Origin of the sequence: Gordonia oleivorans, assembly GCF_040044975.1 — a bacterium.
GTDB classification, from domain to species: Bacteria; Actinomycetota; Actinomycetes; order Mycobacteriales; family Mycobacteriaceae; genus Gordonia; species Gordonia oleivorans.
The window spans coordinates 1-18,185 of record NZ_JBDZDI010000014.1; the positions used below are offsets into that span (position 1 = coordinate 1).

An 18,185-nucleotide genomic window follows, 5' to 3' on the forward strand; every position below is an offset into this window, starting at 1 on the left:
ACCCACGTGTCGTCAAACGCAAATACGTGAAATGGCACGTCAAACGCGCTCACCACGCCGCCTGGCCGCAACCGACACAGTCACCGGTCTACGCAACCGCACCGCTTAACTGAACGGTATTGGAGTTAAGCCACTTTCCGTTGACAGCGCTCTCCGTTCCGCTGACAGCGCCCAGACGTCGGCCCGTTTCGCGTTACTGACCCGTCGATTCGGTTCGGGCACCGAAGTCCCGCAGGAACAGCGCCTCGGCAACGGCGAGATTCTCGATCTCGGACGGGTCGACGCTCTCGTTGGGTGCGTGGATCAGGCAGCTCGGCTCCTCGACACCGAAGAGCATGATCTCGGCGTCGGGGAAGGTCTCCTGCAGCACCGTGCACAGTGGGATCGACCCGCCCTGGCCCTGCTGCACCACCTCGTGGTCGTAGGCGCTGCGCAGCGCGGCCGAGATCGCCTCGAAGGCGGGCCCCTCGGTGGAACCGGAGAACGGCTTTCCGGTGGCCTCGCGTTCGAATTCCACCCGGGCGTTCCACGGCGTCACCGCCCGTAGGTGTTCGATCAGCGCATCCTGCGCCACGGCCGGGTCCATGCCCGGCGGTACCCGGAGATTGATCCGCGCCCGCGCCTTGGGCGTCACCGATGCCGACGATCCGACCACCGGCGAGCAGTCGATGCCGAGGACGGTGGCTGCCGGTCGCGCCCAGACCATTTCGGCGATGCTGCCCGAACCGACGACGTCCACACCGTCGAGAACCGTTGCGTCCTTGCGGAATTGCTCCTCGGCGTAGTCGATACCGGTCCACTCCTGATCGGCGTCCACCCCGCGGACGGTGGTGTTGCCGTCGGCGTCGCGCAGGGTGGCGAGCATCGCGATCAGCGCCGCCAGGGCGTCCGGGGCGGCACCGCCGAACATGCCGGAATGCATGGCCGACGACAAGGTTTCGACGCTGACGACGACATTGGCGATCCCACGCAGACTGGTGGTCAAGGTGGGGCGACCGACGCCGATGTTGCCGGAGTCGAGAATGAGGATGGCGTCGGCGCTCAGCAGTTCCGGATGCTTGGGCACGAAATCCTCGATGCCGCCGGAACCCTGTTCTTCCGAGCCCTCCCCGATGATCTTGACGGTGACGCCCAGATCCTTGCCGAGGGCCCGCAGCGCCGTGAGGTGGACGGCGATGTTGCCCTTGCAGTCGGCGGCGCCACGCCCGTACCAGCGTCCGTCGCGTTCGGTGAGGGTCCACGCCGGCGTCGTCCAGGCCTGTGAGTCCAGCGGCGGCTGCACGTCGTGGTGGAAGTACAGCAGCACCGTCGGCGCTCCCGGCGGACCGGGGATGTGTCCGGTCACCGCACGGGACCCGTCGGAGGTGACATGTGCGGCCACGTCGGACACCCCGGCGTCGGTGAACGCCTCGATCAGCCAGTCCACCATCTTCGCGCACTCCGGCGGCTCCGGCCGGGACGGATCGAAGACCGACTCGAAGGCCACCATCTCGGTCAGATCCTCACGGGCCCTGGGCATCAATGCGCTCACCCGTTCGCGAATCTCGTCCACACTCACGTCAGTTCTCCTCCGATGCAGTACTGACCGGCTCGGTACCGATCCCCGGGTCGCGCCCGAATCCCCATTGTCGCAGCAACCGGCGCAATTGCCCGCCGAAGCCGGCGCGGTCACTCGCCTGATTTGCCGGTGCGAGTCCACCACGGCAGCACGAGCAGTGACGCCACGAAAAAACACAGCGCACCGACGAAGGTGCCACCGCCCGCGAGCGTGGCATCGAGGGCATCACCTCGGACGTCACATAGGCGGCCACCGCCGACACCATGAAGGCGATGCATCCGAGCATGTTGATCTGCGTCGCCCACCAGTCCACATCTCGCGGGTTCCATAGCGTCTCGGCCCGCGTGTAGGCGATGACGACGAGCACACCACTGATGAGGAAGGCCACCGATCCGGCGAAGTCCGGTCGCCAGACATGATGCTTCTCTGCCTGCACGGTGCCGACCGTCAACGCGGCCGAGGTGCTCACGTTGAACAGCACCGTACCGAACGACTGCGTCGACGCAGCCAGCCAGTCGTCGCTGAATGCCCTTGCACCCGAGCCCTTCTCGGTCAGTATCATCGGCCCGCTGTCGACCAGTGGCGCGCGTCGTAAGTGTCTGAACGGTTGGTTTGCTGCGATAATGGGGTATGGCGAATCGTCCTGCTGCAGCATTGATGTTGGGTGATGGTGGTCGTGAGGTGCTGGAGTCGTGGACTCGGTCGGGCTCGGTGCAGGCGTCGGCGGCGAAGCGGGCGCGGATGATGCTGCTCGCTGCTGATGGTGTGGCGAATCGGCGGATCGCGGAGTTGGTAGACGCGTCGCCGACGACGGTGATCGCGTGGCGCGAACGCTACCTTGAGCGCGGTCTGGCCGGCCTGACTGATCGTGCACGCGCTGGGCGGCCGCGGCAGGGCTGCGGGACCTCGCGATCGCCGCGCTCCTCTGGACGCTCGGACACATCCTCTACGCCCGCGATCACGGGCACTACAAGTCTCGACTCGTCGCCCGCGCCGACGCCTGCGTCACGTGCTGCGTCTACTCGCCCGCCCCGACCACGAGACCCGCCCACACACGAAGCGGCCTACGTGTCCCCGTTACAGGGGAATCGTGGCGCGAAGTGCCACCAACCACCACCGTTCAGGTTGTCAAGTGTCTGGTTCTCTGTTCTAATCCTTGTGGTAGTGGATTTTGGGGATCACGTTCACCATTCGCCAAACCCGGCAGTCGGGTCGATACCGGCGAATCTGGAAGGGGGGGTTGGACATGGCGCAGGCCATCCTGATTGGGGCCTTCTACGTAGCAATGATGGTGGTCAATGTGGTTTTCGTCGGTTTGGTTGCAGCGAACCGGGTGAAGCCGAATCGGCTTGTCGGCATTCGGATTCCGGCGGCGTTTAGGAGCGCTGAAGCCTGGACTTCAGTTCAGAAGGCGGCGGTGCCGTTTCGACTGACAGCGTCCGCCGTATACGCGGCCGGGCTCGTGGTTCTCATCAGTGGTGTAGACGTGAGCCGGTTCGGACTGCTCGTCGTCGTGGTCTGCGTCGATCTTGCCCTCTATGTAGTCGGGCACGTCGTGGGGAATCGCAGGGCGAAGTCTTTGTAGGACAACGTTATATAGGTGACGCAATCCGGGGAGGTATGCACGTGTTTAGCGTGATCAAGAAGTACAAGCTCGGTGCCGTGGTGATCGGGGTAGCAGCGGTCGCTGCCGTTGCCGCTGCCGTGATTCCAGCCGCACTGGTAGACAGTTCGCATCACGCGGCCGCGACAGCACGGCCGGCGCAGGCGAAATACGGCGATTACGACGTGATCGATGCGGTGGTGTTCAGCCAGGGGCGGATCGTTGACGACCATCCCGGGCTGAAGGCGAAGCTGCTGAACAGTTCCGTGCAGCCGTTGGACCCGGAGCCCCGGCAGAAGTTTGAACAGTTTGTCCTGCAACGAAACCCCGACTTTCACGATGTCGTCACCGTGCCGCTACAGTCCGGAGATCCGTACGCAGCACAGCAGGCGCTGAGAACGTTGTCCACGAAGGTGACCGAGGCCGTTGACGCACCGCAGCGTGACAACGCGGCCGTACTCGGCAACACCTCCCTGAGTCAAGGAGTAAGGCAAGGGGCGGTCGCCCGCGCTGCCGGGTTCGCCTGGCACGATAGCTGGCTAGCGACCGAGGGGTACATCGCAGCCGTGTGGGCGGCGGCCGCGGTGCACACCGTCGGCGGCGCTGTAACCGTGGCGGTCGCGCTCTACGTGGCCCCGGCGGTGGCGACGTATGAGTTCAAGGTGAACTCAGCGGACGATCTCACGAAGAACAGCATGGTGGCCGCGCTGGCCAGCAGCCTTGCGTAGATGACCGAGGCTAACCGCCAGGCTGAGGACGGCACCACGCTAACGCCAGGCCGGACCGCGAATCCGCGCCGGGTGTTAGGTGTTTTCGCCGGTGCCGCCACGGCGGTGCTGCTGCTCTTCGGTGTGACCATCTTCTACACGCTGCCGAGCAACGTGCTGTCGCAGCGAGACGACGACAGCGCCGTGCGCGAAGCCGTCCGGGTGCTCGCCGCGCAGCAGTTCGGCTACTTCACAAAGGACCAGCGCGGCGACCAGGCCGTCGTGTACCGGCTCGATGGGAACGGCACGATTCACAACCTGATGAAAACGCCGCAGAACCTACCGTCAAACCTGTTCGGCTGGTCCAGGATTCAACGCGCCCAGGGGCCGGAGGTGGCCGATCTGCTGAACTTCAACCCTGACCTGCAGTGGCGCGAGTGCAACAGTGCCGCTGAGGCGTGCATCAAGACGAACGCTGACATGCCGAGCACTGCTGCCACCACGAAAACCCATCGTCACACCATCTGCGGCGAGGTATACGTGGTGGTCGAACGCACCGTGGACTGGAGCTTCCGCAAGCTGGTCGACTATGACCGCCGCGCAGTGAGAGTGAGCCATGTCGACGTGGCGTGCTGACTTCTCCGACATCTTGACGTCACTGCTGACGACGATCACACGATTTGATCATCGTAACCGGTGGTGGGCAGTCGGCCGTTCCCTCCTCGCGGCCGCCACCATGTCAGTAGTTCTGCTGACACCGCTGGACTACCTGTTCACTCCGGTGGCCGGTATGCCTGGACCCCGCTGTGGTGGTGTACGAGCCGTCTCAATGCTGTGTATTGGCAACCCGGACAGTTTCCAGGAACTGCGTCGCTGGCTACTGGTACTGATCCTGGCCGTCGTAGCCAGCGGTTGGCGGCCCCGATATACAGCGCTGCTGCATCTGTGGGCGACCTATTCCATCGCCGTGGCGATCACCCTGCCCGACGGTGGCGAAGCTATCGCTGTGATCGTCTGCGGTTTGATCACCCCGCTCGCGTTCGCCGACGACCGAACCTGGCACTGGCAGCAGCCTTCTCGACCGCTATCGGACGAATGGTCGGCTCTTGCACTGGTATTCACGATCGCACTCCGTCTGCAACTCGTGTACATCTACCTTGACACGACGTTCGCCAAGTTCGGCAACACCGCCTGGGTGGAAGGGTCGGCGATGTACTACATCTCCCGCGACTCGGCGTTCGGCGACGGAGGACTGTTTCACGTCCTGAACCTGGAGGTAACCAGGACCGCGCTGGGAACGATCCTGCTGTCGTGGGGCGCGCTGGTCATCGAGGCGCTGATCGCGTTCCTGCTATTGTTCAGCGCGCGGTGGCGCAAGGTAGCCCTTGTACTGGACGTCGTGCTCCACGTCGGTATTGGGCTCACTCTCGGCCTATGGAGCTTCGCCGTCGTGATGATCTCGTCCGCTACGATCGCCGCGAACCCGGACCGTGCCGCCTGCGGGCGGGCCGTCGAGAATCCCGCGTCCGAACCACCTGATGCACCGTCGACGCCAGATTCAGAGCGGACCGAACACGATAGCGAGGTATCACCAGCATGAGCGACACAGCCAGTATCACAGTGTACGCGCAGGGGCATCCGGTCAACTCCTGTGTGCTCTACCCGATGGCGGTACCGTACGTCGCCGTGGACGGAGGAACCCCGCAGCGACTGCGCTGGGGCCGGAGTAACGCCTACACGTTCACCGGCCTCGCCGCAGGAAACCACGACCTCTTGTTCGAACTGCGCTACAAGGGTTTCAAGAATCCCGTGACACGGGCCACCGAGACCGTCGCGCTGGAGGGCGGCGAAACCGTCGAGTACCGCGTCCGTAACGGGTGGAGCAATCAGCACCCGTTCACCTTCAGACGTGTCAGCTAATTGAGTACGCGGATAGCACTGGCGCCAGGCGCTTAGAGCGGTTGTCGCCCGACATGGATTCTGCTGCCTCCCAGGCCGTCGTCGGCCGCTCTCAGTCGGTGCCCGCTATTGCAATTACCTCGCAATGATAGTAACGCTAGTGGCGCGAGTTTGAAGTTGTTGGACGGTTGGCTTTTTCCAGGATCTGTTCGGCTGTTTTGGTCCAGACGAATGGGTGGGCTCTGGGGTTCCATCCGTCGATGAACGCGCGGATTTTGGTGTTGAGGTCTGTGACGGAGGTGAACACTCCGCGGCGAATCGCTTGGCGTTCAATGATGCCGAACCAGACCTCGACGAGGTTCATCCAGGAGGCGTGGGTTGGGGTGAAATGCACGATGACTCGGGGATGCTCGGCCAGCCACTTCTTCACGTTGGCATGTTTGTGAGCTGCATAGTTGTCCATCACCAGGTGCAAGTCGACCGGATTACCGGTGTCATCGACGGTGTCGCGGTAGGCCCGTTCGACTTGCTTGAGGAAAGCCAGGAACTCTTGGTGGCGATGCTTGGGCTTGAGTGCGGCGGTGACTTTCCCGGTCGCGATATCGAGGGCGGCGAACAAGGTGGTGGTGCCGTGCCGGTAGTAGTCATAGGAGCGGCGTTCGACCTTGCCCGGTTGCATCGGCAGGATCGGCACCGTCCGATCCAACGCTTGAATCTGGGACTTCTCGTCAACGCAGAGCACGATCGCGTTCTCCGGCGGATTCAAATACAAGCCGCAAATGTCGGTGACCTTGCCCACCAACTCCGGGTCGGTGGAGAATCGAAACGACTCGGCCTTGAACGGTCTGATCCCATACGCTCGCCACGCTCGGGCGACCGAGGCGTCGGAGATCTTCAGCTTCTTCGCCAGCAGCCGAGTCGACCAGTGCGTCACCCCAAGGCTTTTCGGCGGTGGCGTGAGCGTGGCGACGATGATCGCATCCCTATCGAGCCGCCGCGGCCGCCCGGAGCGTGCACGATCAGTCAGGCCGGCCAGACCGCGCTCAAGGTAGCGTTCGCGCCACGCGATCACCGTCGTCGGCGACGCGTCTACCAACTCCGCGATCCGCCGATTCGCCACACCATCAGCAGCGAGCAGCATCATCCGCGCCCGCTTCGCCGCCGACGCCTGCACCGAGCCCGAGCGAGTCCACGACTCCAGCACCTCACGATCACCATCACCCAACATCAATGCTGCAGCAGGACGATTCGCCATACCCCATTATCGCAGCAAACCAACCGTTCAAACAGTTACGACGCGCACCACTAGCTGGATCAGGCCCGCCCCGGTGAAGAACCAGGCTCCGACGAAGAAGCAGATGTTGGCATTCGCCGCCCCCATCCAGACACTGATCCAGGGCGCGGAACCGAGCGCGAACAGGCTCGAGCCGATCATGAAGCCCCAGCATTGCTTTCGCAGCGTCGGGGCCAGAAGCCCGCGGCGGCGCCGGCTGACCGCGCCCGGTTGGGCTGCCGAGTCGGACACCCGTGTCACCGGCGCTCGCGGGTACAGGCACCAGCGTGCGCGGTCGGCATCATTTCTCTCCTCGGGACTGCGATGATGGGCGACGGTCGGCAGGGACCGCCAACCCGGCTACCCGCAGTTCTCTCACACCCGAGTTCGTGCCGTCTTCATGCGTGTCAGATGATGTTGCGCGCTCAGCTCCCACCACATGCATGCAATGCATTCCTTGTTTATGGGAGCTGCGCGCGCTCCAATGCGGAGGGGACGTCAGCGCTCAGCGTCCGCGTCGTCGGCACCCACGTCGTCGGCACCCAGGTCACCGGCACCCAGGTCACCGGCACCCAGGTCATCGGCACCCGCGACGGCCGCGTAACTCTCGGTGAACGAGACCCGTGGCGTCGTCGCGGCGTGGAATGCGGCGAGTCCGGCGAAGAACAGCGCGGCCAGCCCGAAGACACCGGCGAGTACGAGGGACGCCGCGTGCAGGACCGTCAGGTACAGCCCGTCGCCACGAGTCGCAAGCCCCCCGGCCGCCGCCAGCACCGCACCGAGCAGCGCCCACACGGCGCTGCGCACCCGCGGTGACACCGTCGAGACGAAGAAGAGTCGCTGGTAGAGGGCGGTCTCGTATTCGTCCACCGCGGCCAGGCGCACCGGGTCGTCGGCTCCGAGTTCGCGCAGTTCGCGCGCCAGCGACGCCCCGCGCCGCAACTGCTCCGGCTCCCGCTCGCGAGACCGAACGAAGGCGACGGCCGCGACGACCGCGGCCACGAGGAAGATCCCGACCATGACACCCCAGTACTCCACACCGCGAGGCTACCGTCGCCTCCGACGGGCGGGTGCGCCAGGTCACAGGGCGCCGGTCGGCGATCCCTCTCGGTCAGGAAAGGTCCAGGTATCCGCCGTATGCGCCGCAGTGCAGACATCGGAACACCGCGACCGAGGCGTCGCCGTCTGCGCGCAGGATCGGCAGCAGCTCTGCCCATTGGTCCACCGGCACCTCGGCGGTGGTGCGTACCTGCTCGATCGCGTCATCGCCGAGGGCGATCATCTCGTCGGTTCCGGCCATGCCGACGAATGCGGCGCCGTCGTCGCAGTGCGTCCACCATCGTCTGTCCTGCCAAGTCGGGAACCCAGGTGTGCGGTGGGCGATCACGTCGATCACGTCGCGGGGGACATCCCACCGTGGGAGGCCCCATCCGATGTCGGCGGTGAACTCACCGTCGAACCTCGCCGCCGCCGACCCGTCGGCGATGCACCACGGGCACAGGTCGTCAATCTCCTGCTCGGAGTAGAAACTGCCGTGGTAGATCCAGCCGCGAGAGCGTTCGCAACACTGACAGACGTCGTCGGCGGGTGCGACGGCACCGGCGGCCACCGGATCGGGAAAGTACCGAAATGTGGGCAGTTCGGAAGCGGGCATCGCGCCAGGATAGCCACCGGAGACGACGAGCCCCAACGCCAACGAGCCCCGCCGAAGGGGCGGGGCTCGTCACGGGGTGGGAAAGCGAGGACCAGGCTGTCACCCTCGCGTCCCCCGGTGATGCGGTGCTCAGGGGCGTAACGCTCAGGCCACCTGGGCCTGCCACATCCAGTGCAGCTGCTCGAGCTTCGAGGCGAATCCGATCAGCAGATCCTGAGTGACCGGGTCGGTCGACTCGGTGGCGTCGATCCGCGCCCGAAGACCGGCGATGACGGCCTTGAGGTTGTCGACCACGGCCGCGACGACGTCGGCGTCCTTGGTCCAGCCCTCACCGAATCCGGTGGTGCGGGCGGTCTTGGCGACCGTCTCGGCCCGCCCGTCGGGGCTGACACCGATGGCGGTGGCGCGCTCGGCCGCGGCGTCGGTGAACTCGCGGGCGACGGCCACCAGCTCATCGAGTTCGAGGTGGACCGAACGGAACTGTGCACCAACCACGTTCCAGTGGGCCTGCTTGGCGATCAGTGACAGGTCGATCAGATCGACGACGGTCTCCTGCAGCGCGGTTCCGGTGACCGACTTCTGCTCCTCGGAGAGCGTGCTGGTGATCGGGGTGTTCAGAGTGGAGGTCATTGTGTGACGTCCTTTCTTCTTTCTTGGCGGCACCGGGCGCTTGTGGCGGGTGCCGCGTGGATATGTCTCGTGTCGAGCAAACGGTGACGCGGGGTCAGACCCGGACGGTCAGCGTGTGCTCGATGTTTCCCTTGGTGGCCTTCGAGTAGGGGCAGAAGGCGTGTGCCGCCTCGGTGAGTTCCTTGGCCTTGGCCTCGTCGAGGCCGGGGAGGTAGGTCTCGATGGACACCTCGAGACCGAAACCGTCGTCGGCCGGGTCCTTGCCGATGCCGACCGTCACGGTGACCGTGGAGTCGTCGGGTGCGGGCGTGCCCGCCTGCTTGGAGGTCAGACGGAGGGCACCGAGGAAACAGGCCGCATAACCCGCGGAGAACAATTCCTCCGGGTTGCTTCCCTCGCCGCTGCCACCGAGTTCCTTGGGCGGCTGCAGGTCGAGGTCGATGCGTCCGCTCTCGGACACGACCTCGCCGTCGCGGCCGCCGCCGCTGGCCTTGGACGAGATGGTGTATGCGGTCTCGATTGCCATAGTGCTCTCCTCACTGATGCCATCGGTGTCGACGGCGATTGATGATCGAACGTCCTTGCTGTCCAACGATTCTCGACGATGAATGCTTACCGATTCGGGTGAACGGCGAAAGAACTTCTCGGTTAACGGAATTCGCCGCCGAGCCGGTGCACGTCAGTCCTGTTGACCGTTGCGCACGCCCTCCTCGACCTTCTTGCCGAGTTCGGCGTCCACGTTGCGCCAGTACTCGAACACCCGCGAGAGCACCGGCTCTTCGACGCCGTCGAGGACGTGGCCGACGATGTTGTTCACCAGCCGCTCCCGGGCGTCGTCGTCGAGGACCTCGCGCACCATCGTTCCGGCCTGCGCCCAGTCACTGTCCTCGGGGTGTTCGATGTAGCCGGCGCGGACGGCCTCGTCGCCGAAGGTCCACAGCCCCTCGTCGCCGGCGGCCGCGGCGTCGGCGTGCGGGCCGCCGTAGGAGTTGGGCGCGTAGACCGGGACGTCGGAGCGGCTGAAGTCATACGCCATCGCGCCCTCCTTGGAGTAGGAGTTGACCTGTGCGGCCTTGGCCGAATTGACCGGCAGCTGAGCGTAATTGGTTCCGACCCGGTAGCGATGCGCGTCGGCGTAGGAGAACACCCGGCCCAACAGCATCTTGTCGGGCGAGAATCCGATGCCCGGAACCACATTCGACGGTTCGAAGGTGGCCAGCTCGATCTCGGAGAAGAAATTCTCCGGATTGCGATCGAGTGTCCACTTGCCGACCTCGATGAGGGGGTAGTCCTTCTGCGACCACACCTTGGTCAGGTCGAAGGGATTGAACCGGTATCCCTCGGCCTCGTCGAGCGGCATGATCTGCACCTTCAGTGTCCAGCTGGGGAATTCACCCCGATCGATCGCCTCGTAGAGGTCCTGACGGTGGTAGTCGGGGTCGCTGCCGGCGAGGGTGTCGGCCTGTTCCTGGGTGAGGAACTCGATTCCCTGATCGGTCTTGAAGTGGTACTTCACCCAGAAGCGTTCACCGTCGGCGTTGACCCACTGATAGGTGTGCGAGCCGAATCCGTCCATGTTGCGCCACGACTTCGGGATGCCGCGGTCGCCCATCAGCCAGGTCACCTGATGTGCCGACTCCGGGCGCAGGGTCCAGAAATCCCACTGCATGTTGTGGTCGCGCAGTCCCGAGCCGGGGAGCCGCTTCTGTGACCGGATGAAATCCGGGAACTTGATCGGATCCTTGATGAAGAAGATCGGGGTGTTGTTGCCGACGAGGTCGTAGTTGCCGTCCTCGGTGTAGAACTTCACCGCGAAACCGCGCGGGTCGCGCCACGTGTCGGGGCTGCCCTGTTCGCCGGCCACCGTCGAAAAGCGCACCAGCGATTCGGTTGTCGCGCCCGGCTGGAACAGCTTCGCCTTGGTGTAGCGCGAGACGTCGCCGGTGATCTCGAGGCGACCGAACGCGCCGGCCCCCTTGGCGTGCACGACGCGCTCGGGGACGCGTTCACGGTTGAACTGCGCCAACTTCTCGAGCAGGTAGTGATCGTGGAGCAGGATCGGCCCCTGCGTGCCGGCGGTCAGGGATTCGTTGTCGCTGGCGACCGCGATACCGGCGTTGGTCGTGGTGCGCGGGGTGTTCTGAGACGAGGTCATGCGTGGCTCCCAATCGTGAGTACGTCAGGTCGCGGCACCGGGCTGTGGCACCGTCGTCATGTGGTCTGGCTGTGAATTGTGTTGTCGCCCTGCGGTTTCAAGGCCTCGGTCATCGAGCCGGGACGGCTCACCCGGCGGGGTCGGACCCCGCATCGTGCGCGGCGGTGGTGCGGCAGGCCGGACACCTTCCCCAGAACGTCACCTCTGCCTCGTCGATCTCATAGCCATGATCGGCGTCGGGGGTCAGGCACGGGGCCCGGCCGACGACGCAGTCGATGTCGATGATTTCGCCGCAGGACCGGCAGACCAGGTGATGGTGATTGTCCCCGGTGCGGGTTTCATAGCGCACCGGCGAGCCCGCCGGTTCGATCCTGCGCACCATGCCCCGTTCGGAGCAGGTCCGCAGAACGTCGTACACGGTTTGGGTGGACACACCACCCAGCCGGTCCCGCACGCCGGCCGCCACGAAATCGGCGGTGGAATGCGGATGATCATGCAGGATCTCGAGCACCGCGAGCCGCGGCGCGGTGACCCGGAGGCCTGCGGCGCGAAGCGCGTGGGTGAACTCTGTCCGATCCGGCATGAGACCACCATAGCCACTTATTTGGAACGAGTCCAGTATTTGGAAGAATTCCAGATTATTAGGTCTGCCTTGCCTCAGGCGACCGTTCAGCTCGACCGCAGCATCCGCGTCGGACGCATCCGCGTCGATTCGGGCAGCCATCGGTTGACGCCGCGCCGCAGCGTCATCACCGCGGCGATGACCAGCAACGCGAACTGCAACCATCCGAGGACGACCGACCCCGACCACAACTCCGGGTACCGGAAGAACAGATCGAGTCCGATCGGGATGCACATCAGGTGCAGCGCCACGATCGCCAGGAAGAAGTTGCGGCAGTTACGGCTGTGATGACTGACCGCGGCGACCAGAAACGCGTACTCGCCGACCAGGAACAGGGCGGCGATCACCAGCCCGGCCACCGGGAGGACATCGGCGAACGTCGTGATCTGATCCCCGGTCGGCTGCCCCTTCGGCGTGGTCACCGCGTCGACGAGCATCCGGTGGCGCAGTGCGTCGCGCGTCGCCCCGAGATTGACCGCGCCGTAGACGATGCAGATCAGCCCACAGACCGCCGCCGCCCACCAGGCCACCCGGGCGTGCAGCACGAGGGCCGCGGGAGCGGGCCCGGGCGCGCCCGGACGCTTCGGGTAGAGGTTCGCGCGGTCACGGTCGGCGGAATTGCGTTTGCGCAGTTCGGCGAGATCCTCCGCGTCGAGTTCGGCCTGCGTGGGAGTGCGGTCCGCATCGTCGGGAGTGGCGTCGGTCATAGTCGCATTGTCGCACCCAACGCGGCGTCGACGGTTTGGTGGTGCGCTCGGCGGTTCAGGAACCGATCTTGAGCATCCGCCCCACCGTCGCCTGCCAGAGCGTTCCGTCGGCGGCGATCGTTCCGGTCAGTTCGAGCGGTTCGTCGACGGGCGCGCTGCCCACCTGCAGCGTCTCCACCCGAGCGCCGGTCGCGAAATCCGTCGCGATGTAGTCGACCGGCCCGAGTTGCTGAACCGAACCCGCGACGTACGGACCGTAACCGAGACCGTGGATGAGACCGTCGGCGCGCGAGAGTTTCGGCAGCGACGCGAGGCGGTCGCCGTTCTCCCACACCCGCCGGCAGCCCTGCGCCGACACATCGATTCGCGTGGAGCCGCCGACGAAGCCGGCGTCGGCCGGGACCGACGGTCCCGAGACCGCCATCGGCGGGTACTGATAGCCGTAGGTGCTGGGGATGACCAGCGAATTCCCCCACGCGATCGGCGAATTCTCGGTGCCCTGCCCGGAGGTGGCGAACGCCGGCATCCGGCAGACCAGGCGACCGGTGTCGGACTCCCGCACGATCAGCGACGGACGCGCATCGGCGTTGTCGACGATGGCCACCCACCCGTCACCACCGGGACCGAAGTAGGTGGGCGTCGTCCCCGATCCCCAGGTGAGCTGGCCCGGTTTGCGGGCCGAACCACGGTCATAGGCCTGCCGCCACACCGTGCGCGGCGCGGCTCCCGGATCGGCCCACATCTCGTAGAGCGCATGTGTGGTGATCACCGAGACACCGCCGGGGTGGACGCTGAGCCCGTTGCCGAGGTCTTCCCCGGCCGGTACGTGTGTGGTCCGTACCGTCCGGTCGCCCTCGACCAGCCCCACAACCCCGTGGGTCGTTGCGAACCAGATCCGGCCTGCGGCGTCCGGAGCCAGGCCGGTGATCGCATCGCCGGACGGGATGTGGCGCGACACGTCGATCCGGCCGTCGACGTAGACCTGCCATCCGGACGTCGTATGCCGATGCGCCACAAAGAGAATCGAATTCGAACCGTCGGCGACGACCACCCGGTTGTTGCCGTCGAGGTAGCCGTATACACCGCCGAGCAGACCGCCCTTTCGCAACTCGGTGCGGGCCAGCGGTGCGGCCGTACGCGGATCGAACAGGACGACCGAGGGCACCGCGACCCCGCCCGCACCGACGAAGCCGGTGCACAGGGACACCGGCATCCCGTCCGAACCGATGAAGGTGGCTGCACACGCACCGCCCGGCACCGACGACGCGAGCAGTCGCGCACCGCGTCCCGGCCCGGGATGCGGCGTGGAGTCGGTGGACGCGGAATCGCCGTGCATCAGCGACGTCCCGGCCGGACCGAGGATCGGTGGGCCCGGATCGGCCGGCGGATTCGCTTGTGCCGCACCCGCGCCGGTGATCAGCACGGCGGCGGCCATCAGGACCACGGTCATCAGGGTCACGGTCTTCGTGGCCACGACCGTCGACCGCGACGCTCGAGTACCGGTCCCGCGTCTCACCCGTATCCGCATGCGCGACAGCACATCACATCCGAGCCGATCCGGCCAGGGTTTCGCGCGGCCTCGTTCACCGCGCTCTGTTCGACGTTGACAGCGCCCGCGTGGCCACTGACAGCGCTCACCTCTCCGTTGACGGCGCCCTGAGTTTCGTTGACAGCGCTCGTCTCCCCGTTGACAGCGCCCTGAGTTGCGTTGACAGCGCTCGATACTGCGTTGACAGCGCTCTCCCAACCGCCGGCCGAGCCCGACGAGGCGCTGGCCGAGGAGGTGTCGAGGCCTGGTGAAGGTCAGGCTGGAAACCGATCGGAAGTAAGAAGGCCTGATGCGAGCGCTGTCAACGCGGGAGAAAGCGCCGTCAACGTCAGAGAGAGCGCCGTCAACGTCAGAGAGAGCGCCGTCAACGTCAGAGAGAGCGCCGTCAACGTCAGAGAGAGCGCCGTCAACGTCAGAGAGAGCGCTGTCAACGTGGGAGAGAGCGCCGTCAACGTCACCCGACGACAACGTCCCCGTGGACGGAACGCTCCCCCGGCGGTTGGTCCGGGGAAGGGTTCGTCCACGGGGACGTCACGGGGATCAGCTGTTGAACTCGCTCATCAGGAAGCTCGTCGCGGGCAGCAGCGTGGTGATCATCGGCAGTGCATGGTTGACGACGAGACCCGGGAAGATCGGCGGGATCGGGTTGGTCACCATACGCACGTCGGCACCCTTGGCACGCCAATCCTGGTACAGCTGACGCACCTGGCCGTACGGGATGACGTCGTCGTTGATGCCACCTTCGAGCAGCACCGGCGCGTTCGGCGTGAGCCGACCGATCCGCTGTTCGTCGACGACTGCCTTCACGTCGGGGTACTGATTGATGACCGCCGACAACGGCTTTCCGCTGCGCGTCCACTGACTGGTGCGCTGGAATCCGAAGGCCAGTCCGGTGTCTCCGATGCACTGCGTCGACAGTGTCTTCAGTGCCGCGCGGCCGTTGGCATTCGTCTCACGGTCGACGACGGTCTTGAGTGCGGGGTAGCGGGCCTCGAGGCCGTTGATCGCGTAGCCGATACCGCCGACGATGAACGTCCCGTCGATCTGGTCGATGACCTTCGACAGATCCGCGGGCGGTGCACCGGCGTAGGTGGCCTTCACGTTCAGATCCGGGGCGTAGGTGGCGGCCAGCTCGGCCGCCGACGCGGCGGCGCCGCCACCCTGGGAGTATCCGGAGAAGCCGACCGGCGAATCGGCCGGTGCGCCCGCGACCTTCAGCGCGGCCCGCGCCGCGTCGAGCATGGCGTGTCCGGATTCGGCGCGATTCACGTAGGTGTGGATACCCGGGGTACCCATGCCGATGTAGTCGGTGATCGCCACTCGCACACCGTTGATGAGCAGCAGGTTCATCTCGAGAGCGGAGTAGTTGACCGCGATGCTCGGCTTGCTGGGGTCGATGGCGAGCGGGAAGCTCATCAGCTTCGACCCGGCGCACTGATCACCCTGGCCGACGGTGCCCGGACCGAGGACCACCGTCGGGCGCGGCCCCTTGCCCTGCCACGGCGCGGTCGGCTCGACGACGGTGCCGGTCACCGGCGCGGGTGATCCGTCCTGATAGGTCGAGGTGTACATGATGCGCTTGGCGGTCCCCGGCCACTGGTTCGCGACACCCGGGATCTGCAGCAGCAGCGGCGAGGCCTCGCTGCGGATGATCGAGCCGGGCGTCGAGTTGAACGACGCCGGCGGAGTGTAGAAATCGGCGGCCTGCGCCGCCGGTGCGGCCATGCTCAGGCCGGTGCCCACGACGGCACCCGCGGTGACGACGCTCGCGATCCGAACGGTCCAGGAACGTTGCCGTGATGAGGTGAATCCCCGAATGTGTCTCATGCCGAGGTAACCTACCACACGGTAACAACGGGGCGTGGCAGGGGTCACGAAACGTTCCGGCGACGTGACGATTCACCAGCACGCGCCACCCCCGCGTCGCCTCAGATCACCACCCCGAGCGCCGAGACCACGATCAGCCCGGTCACCGACAGGATCGTCTCCATCGCCGACCACGTCTTGAACGTCTGGCCGACACTCATCCCGAAGTACTCCTTGACCAGCCAGAACCCGGCGTCGTTGACGTGCGACAGGAACACCGAGCCGGCGCCGATCGCGAGCACCACCAGCGACACCTGACCGGACGAGAGGCCGTCGACGAGCCCCAGCATCAGCGACGACGCGGTGATCGTTGCGACGGTCGCCGAACCGGTGGCCACGCGGATCAGCGCGGCGAGCACCCAGCCGAGCAGGATCACCGAGATGTTCGCCGCCGACGCCCAATCGGCGAGCAGGGTGCCGATACCGGTGTCGACGAGGACCTGTTTGAACCCGCCGCCCGCCGAGACGATCAGCAGGATGCCGGCGATCGGCGGCAACGCCGATCCGACGCAGGTGGAGATGGTGTCGCGGTCCATGCCCGACCCGCGCCCGAAGTTGACCATGGCGACGATGACCGCGACCAGCAGGGCGATCAACGGCGTTCCGAGCACGTCGAGGACCTGCCGGATCGGGTTGCCGTCGTCGGAGATGGCGATCTCGGCGATCGCCTTGCCGAGCATCAGCACCACCGGCAGCAGAACGGTGGCCATCGTGACCCCGAATCCGGGGCGGCGTGAGGTCGGCCCGTCGGCCGGGTCGGCATCGAAGGTGTGCGGGGCGTCGAGTGGCACCCACTTTCCCGCGAGGGTGCCGAACAGCGGACCGGCGACGATGATGGTCGGGATGGCCACGGCGACGCCGAGCGCCAGGGTCAACCCGAGGTCGGCGCCGAGCGCATCGATGGCGACCAGCGGGCCCGGATGCGGCGGCACGAATCCGTGCATCGCCGACAACCCGGCCAGGGCGGGAATCCCGATGGGGATCAACCCGATTCCCGATCGCCGGGCGACGAGGTAGATCACCGGCATGAGTAGCACGAGGCCGATCTCGAAGAACATCGGCAGACCGATGATGGCGCCGACCAACGCCATCGCCCACGGCAGCATCCGCGGGCTCGCATGCCCGACGATGGTGTCGACGATCTCGTCGGCACCACCGGAGTCGGCGAGGAGCTTGGCGAACATCGCACCGAGCGCGATCAGGATGCCGACCCCGGCCGCGGTCGAACCGAAACCCTTCGTGAACGATTCCAGCACCGTCGGAATCGACTCGCCGGCAACCATTCCCACGGTCGCGCCACCGAGGATGAGGGCGAGGAACGGGTGCAGTTTCACCCAGGTGATGGTCACGACGATGACCGCGATACCGGCCACCGCGGCCAGCACCAGTTGCCAGCCTCCGGCGACGGGTTCGGGCAGGTCCGCGTCGGCGGCGAGCAGCATCGGCGACATCATGACCGGCTCCCCTCGGAATCATGGTCACTCGCAACAGCATCGACGATCGCATCGACACTCTGGTCGACGTCGACAGCGAGCCCCGCTTCATCCGACCCCAACGGTTCCAGGGTCTCGAATTGCGATGCGAGCAGCGAGGCCGGCATGAAGTGTCCCGGCCGCGACGCCTGACGACGCCGGATGACGTCGAGCGACCCCTCCAGATGAACGAATCGCACCGCTGGGCAGTGCGCCCGCAACCGGTCGCGGTAGATGCGCCGCAGCGCCGAACAACTCATCACCCCGCCGTCGGCGTGGTCGGCCAGCCAGACACCGATCTCGTCGAGCCACGGCCCGCGATCGTCGTCGGTGAGCGGTTCACCGGCCGACATCTTCGCGACGTTGGCCGCCGAGTGAAAGTCGTCGGCGTCGGCGAATGGCACCCGCAGACGCTGCGCCAGCGCCGCTCCCACCGTTGACTTACCCGATCCCGACACTCCCATAACCACCACCGGTGACCCCATGAGCT

The 18,185-nt window shown here is 65.9% G+C and carries 19 protein-coding genes and 2 pseudogenes; 6 read left to right on the top strand and 15 right to left on the bottom strand.

Annotated features, from left to right (window positions below; genetic code table 11):
* Positions 1 to 193 precede the first annotated feature (193 nt).
* Both ABLE92_RS17835 and ABLE92_RS17840 read right to left on the bottom strand, forming a co-directional pair.
* The gene (locus ABLE92_RS17835; protein WP_348806094.1) at positions 194 to 1,558 is read right to left on the bottom strand and encodes a dipeptidase; all 1,365 of its coding nucleotides are present in this window, start codon (positions 1,556 to 1,558) and stop codon (positions 194 to 196) included.
* A gap of 1 nt (position 1,559) precedes the next feature.
* Entirely contained in the window at positions 1,560 to 2,120 is a 561-nt protein-coding gene (locus ABLE92_RS17840) for a hypothetical protein (RefSeq protein WP_348806095.1), read from the bottom strand.
* 95 nt (positions 2,121 to 2,215) lie between these two features.
* Between ABLE92_RS17840 and ABLE92_RS26200 the strand changes: the two are divergent.
* From ABLE92_RS26200 to ABLE92_RS17865, 6 genes and pseudogenes are all read left to right on the top strand, one after another.
* A pseudogene (locus ABLE92_RS26200) lies at positions 2,216 to 2,437 on the top strand (helix-turn-helix domain-containing protein); the annotation flags it as partial.
* 367 nt (positions 2,438 to 2,804) lie between these two features.
* Positions 2,805 to 3,143: an SdpI family protein gene (locus ABLE92_RS17845; RefSeq protein ID WP_348806096.1), complete on the top strand. Its 339-nt coding sequence runs from the start codon at positions 2,805 to 2,807 to the stop codon at positions 3,141 to 3,143.
* 50 nt (positions 3,144 to 3,193) lie between these two features.
* Positions 3,194 to 3,889: a sporulation delaying protein family toxin gene (locus tag ABLE92_RS17850; RefSeq protein WP_348806097.1), complete on the top strand. Its 696-nt coding sequence runs from the start codon at positions 3,194 to 3,196 to the stop codon at positions 3,887 to 3,889.
* Positions 3,890 to 4,504, top strand: a complete 615-nt coding sequence (locus tag ABLE92_RS17855; RefSeq protein WP_348806098.1) for an SdpA family antimicrobial peptide system protein — start codon at positions 3,890 to 3,892, stop codon at positions 4,502 to 4,504. It abuts the gene before it with no gap.
* The gene (locus ABLE92_RS17860) at positions 4,485 to 5,468 is read left to right on the top strand and encodes a sporulation-delaying protein SdpB family protein (protein WP_348806099.1); all 984 of its coding nucleotides are present in this window, start codon (positions 4,485 to 4,487) and stop codon (positions 5,466 to 5,468) included. Before ABLE92_RS17855 ends, ABLE92_RS17860 begins: the two co-directional genes overlap by 20 nt.
* Positions 5,465 to 5,788, top strand: a complete 324-nt coding sequence (locus tag ABLE92_RS17865; RefSeq protein WP_348806101.1) for a hypothetical protein — start codon at positions 5,465 to 5,467, stop codon at positions 5,786 to 5,788. Before ABLE92_RS17860 ends, ABLE92_RS17865 begins: the two co-directional genes overlap by 4 nt.
* 136 nt (positions 5,789 to 5,924) lie before the next feature.
* Here ABLE92_RS17865 and ABLE92_RS17870 read toward each other — a convergent pair whose 3' ends face one another.
* The 13 genes and pseudogenes from ABLE92_RS17870 to ABLE92_RS17930 all read right to left on the bottom strand — a co-directional run bounded on the left by ABLE92_RS17870 (position 5,925) and on the right by ABLE92_RS17930 (position 18,180).
* Positions 5,925 to 7,022 (bottom strand): IS630 family transposase, encoded by a 1,098-nt coding sequence (locus ABLE92_RS17870; protein ID WP_348806102.1) that lies wholly within the window; start codon positions 7,020 to 7,022, stop codon positions 5,925 to 5,927.
* Positions 7,023 to 7,070: 48 nt separating this feature from the next.
* Positions 7,071 to 7,292: pseudogene (locus tag ABLE92_RS17875) on the bottom strand (hypothetical protein); the annotation flags it as partial.
* 246 nt (positions 7,293 to 7,538) lie between these two features.
* Positions 7,539 to 8,078 carry a histidine kinase gene (locus tag ABLE92_RS17880; RefSeq protein ID WP_348806103.1) on the bottom strand — a complete coding sequence of 180 codons (540 nt, stop codon included), beginning with the start codon at positions 8,076 to 8,078 and terminating at the stop codon, positions 7,539 to 7,541.
* Positions 8,079 to 8,151: 73 nt separating this feature from the next.
* On the bottom strand, positions 8,152 to 8,694 hold the full coding sequence (locus tag ABLE92_RS17885; protein ID WP_348806104.1) for a CbrC family protein: 543 nt from the start codon (positions 8,692 to 8,694) through the stop codon (positions 8,152 to 8,154).
* 144 nt (positions 8,695 to 8,838) lie between these two features.
* Complete coding sequence (locus tag ABLE92_RS17890) at positions 8,839 to 9,324, bottom strand: Dps family protein (protein WP_348806105.1); 486 nt, start codon at positions 9,322 to 9,324, stop codon at positions 8,839 to 8,841.
* A 94-nt stretch (positions 9,325 to 9,418) separates the two neighbouring features.
* Positions 9,419 to 9,850, bottom strand: a complete 432-nt coding sequence (locus tag ABLE92_RS17895) for an organic hydroperoxide resistance protein (protein WP_348806107.1) — start codon at positions 9,848 to 9,850, stop codon at positions 9,419 to 9,421.
* A 153-nt stretch (positions 9,851 to 10,003) separates the two neighbouring features.
* Positions 10,004 to 11,479 (bottom strand): catalase, encoded by a 1,476-nt coding sequence (locus ABLE92_RS17900; protein WP_348806108.1) that lies wholly within the window; start codon positions 11,477 to 11,479, stop codon positions 10,004 to 10,006.
* Positions 11,480 to 11,606: 127 nt separating this feature from the next.
* The gene (locus tag ABLE92_RS17905) at positions 11,607 to 12,062 is read right to left on the bottom strand and encodes a Fur family transcriptional regulator (RefSeq protein WP_348806215.1); all 456 of its coding nucleotides are present in this window, start codon (positions 12,060 to 12,062) and stop codon (positions 11,607 to 11,609) included.
* Positions 12,063 to 12,148: 86 nt separating this feature from the next.
* Complete coding sequence (locus ABLE92_RS17910; protein ID WP_348806109.1) at positions 12,149 to 12,808, bottom strand: hypothetical protein; 660 nt, start codon at positions 12,806 to 12,808, stop codon at positions 12,149 to 12,151.
* 55 nt (positions 12,809 to 12,863) lie between these two features.
* Positions 12,864 to 14,243 (bottom strand): hypothetical protein, encoded by a 1,380-nt coding sequence (locus ABLE92_RS17915; RefSeq protein WP_348806216.1) that lies wholly within the window; start codon positions 14,241 to 14,243, stop codon positions 12,864 to 12,866.
* 654 nt (positions 14,244 to 14,897) lie between these two features.
* The gene (locus ABLE92_RS17920; RefSeq protein WP_348806110.1) at positions 14,898 to 16,184 is read right to left on the bottom strand and encodes a lipase family protein; all 1,287 of its coding nucleotides are present in this window, start codon (positions 16,182 to 16,184) and stop codon (positions 14,898 to 14,900) included.
* Positions 16,185 to 16,285: 101 nt separating this feature from the next.
* Positions 16,286 to 17,674 (bottom strand): GntP family permease, encoded by a 1,389-nt coding sequence (locus ABLE92_RS17925; protein ID WP_425476159.1) that lies wholly within the window; start codon positions 17,672 to 17,674, stop codon positions 16,286 to 16,288.
* Positions 17,674 to 18,180 (bottom strand): gluconokinase, encoded by a 507-nt coding sequence (locus tag ABLE92_RS17930; RefSeq protein WP_348806112.1) that lies wholly within the window; start codon positions 18,178 to 18,180, stop codon positions 17,674 to 17,676. Before ABLE92_RS17930 ends, ABLE92_RS17925 begins: the two co-directional genes overlap by 1 nt.
* Positions 18,181 to 18,185: the final 5 nt, after the last annotated feature.

What these genes read in the sequence shown, in the direction of transcription:
- ABLE92_RS17865 (WP_348806101.1), top strand. Translation starts at nt 5,465, where the DNA reads ATGAGCGACACAGCCAGTATCACAGTGTACGCGCAGGGGCATCCGGTC.
- ABLE92_RS17915 (WP_348806216.1), bottom strand. Translation starts at nt 14,243, where the DNA reads ATGGCCGCCGCCGTGCTGATCACCGGCGCGGGTGCGGCACAAGCGAAT.
- ABLE92_RS17920 (WP_348806110.1), bottom strand. Translation starts at nt 16,184, where the DNA reads ATGAGACACATTCGGGGATTCACCTCATCACGGCAACGTTCCTGGACC.
- ABLE92_RS17840 (WP_348806095.1), bottom strand. Translation starts at nt 2,120, where the DNA reads ATGATACTGACCGAGAAGGGCTCGGGTGCAAGGGCATTCAGCGACGAC.
- ABLE92_RS17925 (WP_425476159.1), bottom strand. Translation starts at nt 17,674, where the DNA reads ATGTCGCCGATGCTGCTCGCCGCCGACGCGGACCTGCCCGAACCCGTC.
- ABLE92_RS17885 (WP_348806104.1), bottom strand. Translation starts at nt 8,694, where the DNA reads ATGCCCGCTTCCGAACTGCCCACATTTCGGTACTTTCCCGATCCGGTG.
- ABLE92_RS17890 (WP_348806105.1), bottom strand. Translation starts at nt 9,324, where the DNA reads ATGACCTCCACTCTGAACACCCCGATCACCAGCACGCTCTCCGAGGAG.
- ABLE92_RS17845 (WP_348806096.1), top strand. Translation starts at nt 2,805, where the DNA reads ATGGCGCAGGCCATCCTGATTGGGGCCTTCTACGTAGCAATGATGGTG.
- ABLE92_RS17930 (WP_348806112.1), bottom strand. Translation starts at nt 18,180, where the DNA reads ATGGGGTCACCGGTGGTGGTTATGGGAGTGTCGGGATCGGGTAAGTCA.
- ABLE92_RS17895 (WP_348806107.1), bottom strand. Translation starts at nt 9,850, where the DNA reads ATGGCAATCGAGACCGCATACACCATCTCGTCCAAGGCCAGCGGCGGC.
- ABLE92_RS17905 (WP_348806215.1), bottom strand. Translation starts at nt 12,062, where the DNA reads ATGCCGGATCGGACAGAGTTCACCCACGCGCTTCGCGCCGCAGGCCTC.
- ABLE92_RS17860 (WP_348806099.1), top strand. Translation starts at nt 4,485, where the DNA reads ATGTCGACGTGGCGTGCTGACTTCTCCGACATCTTGACGTCACTGCTG.
- ABLE92_RS17910 (WP_348806109.1), bottom strand. Translation starts at nt 12,808, where the DNA reads ATGACCGACGCCACTCCCGACGATGCGGACCGCACTCCCACGCAGGCC.
- ABLE92_RS17900 (WP_348806108.1), bottom strand. Translation starts at nt 11,479, where the DNA reads ATGACCTCGTCTCAGAACACCCCGCGCACCACGACCAACGCCGGTATC.
- ABLE92_RS17855 (WP_348806098.1), top strand. Translation starts at nt 3,890, where the DNA reads ATGACCGAGGCTAACCGCCAGGCTGAGGACGGCACCACGCTAACGCCA.
- ABLE92_RS17870 (WP_348806102.1), bottom strand. Translation starts at nt 7,022, where the DNA reads ATGGCGAATCGTCCTGCTGCAGCATTGATGTTGGGTGATGGTGATCGT.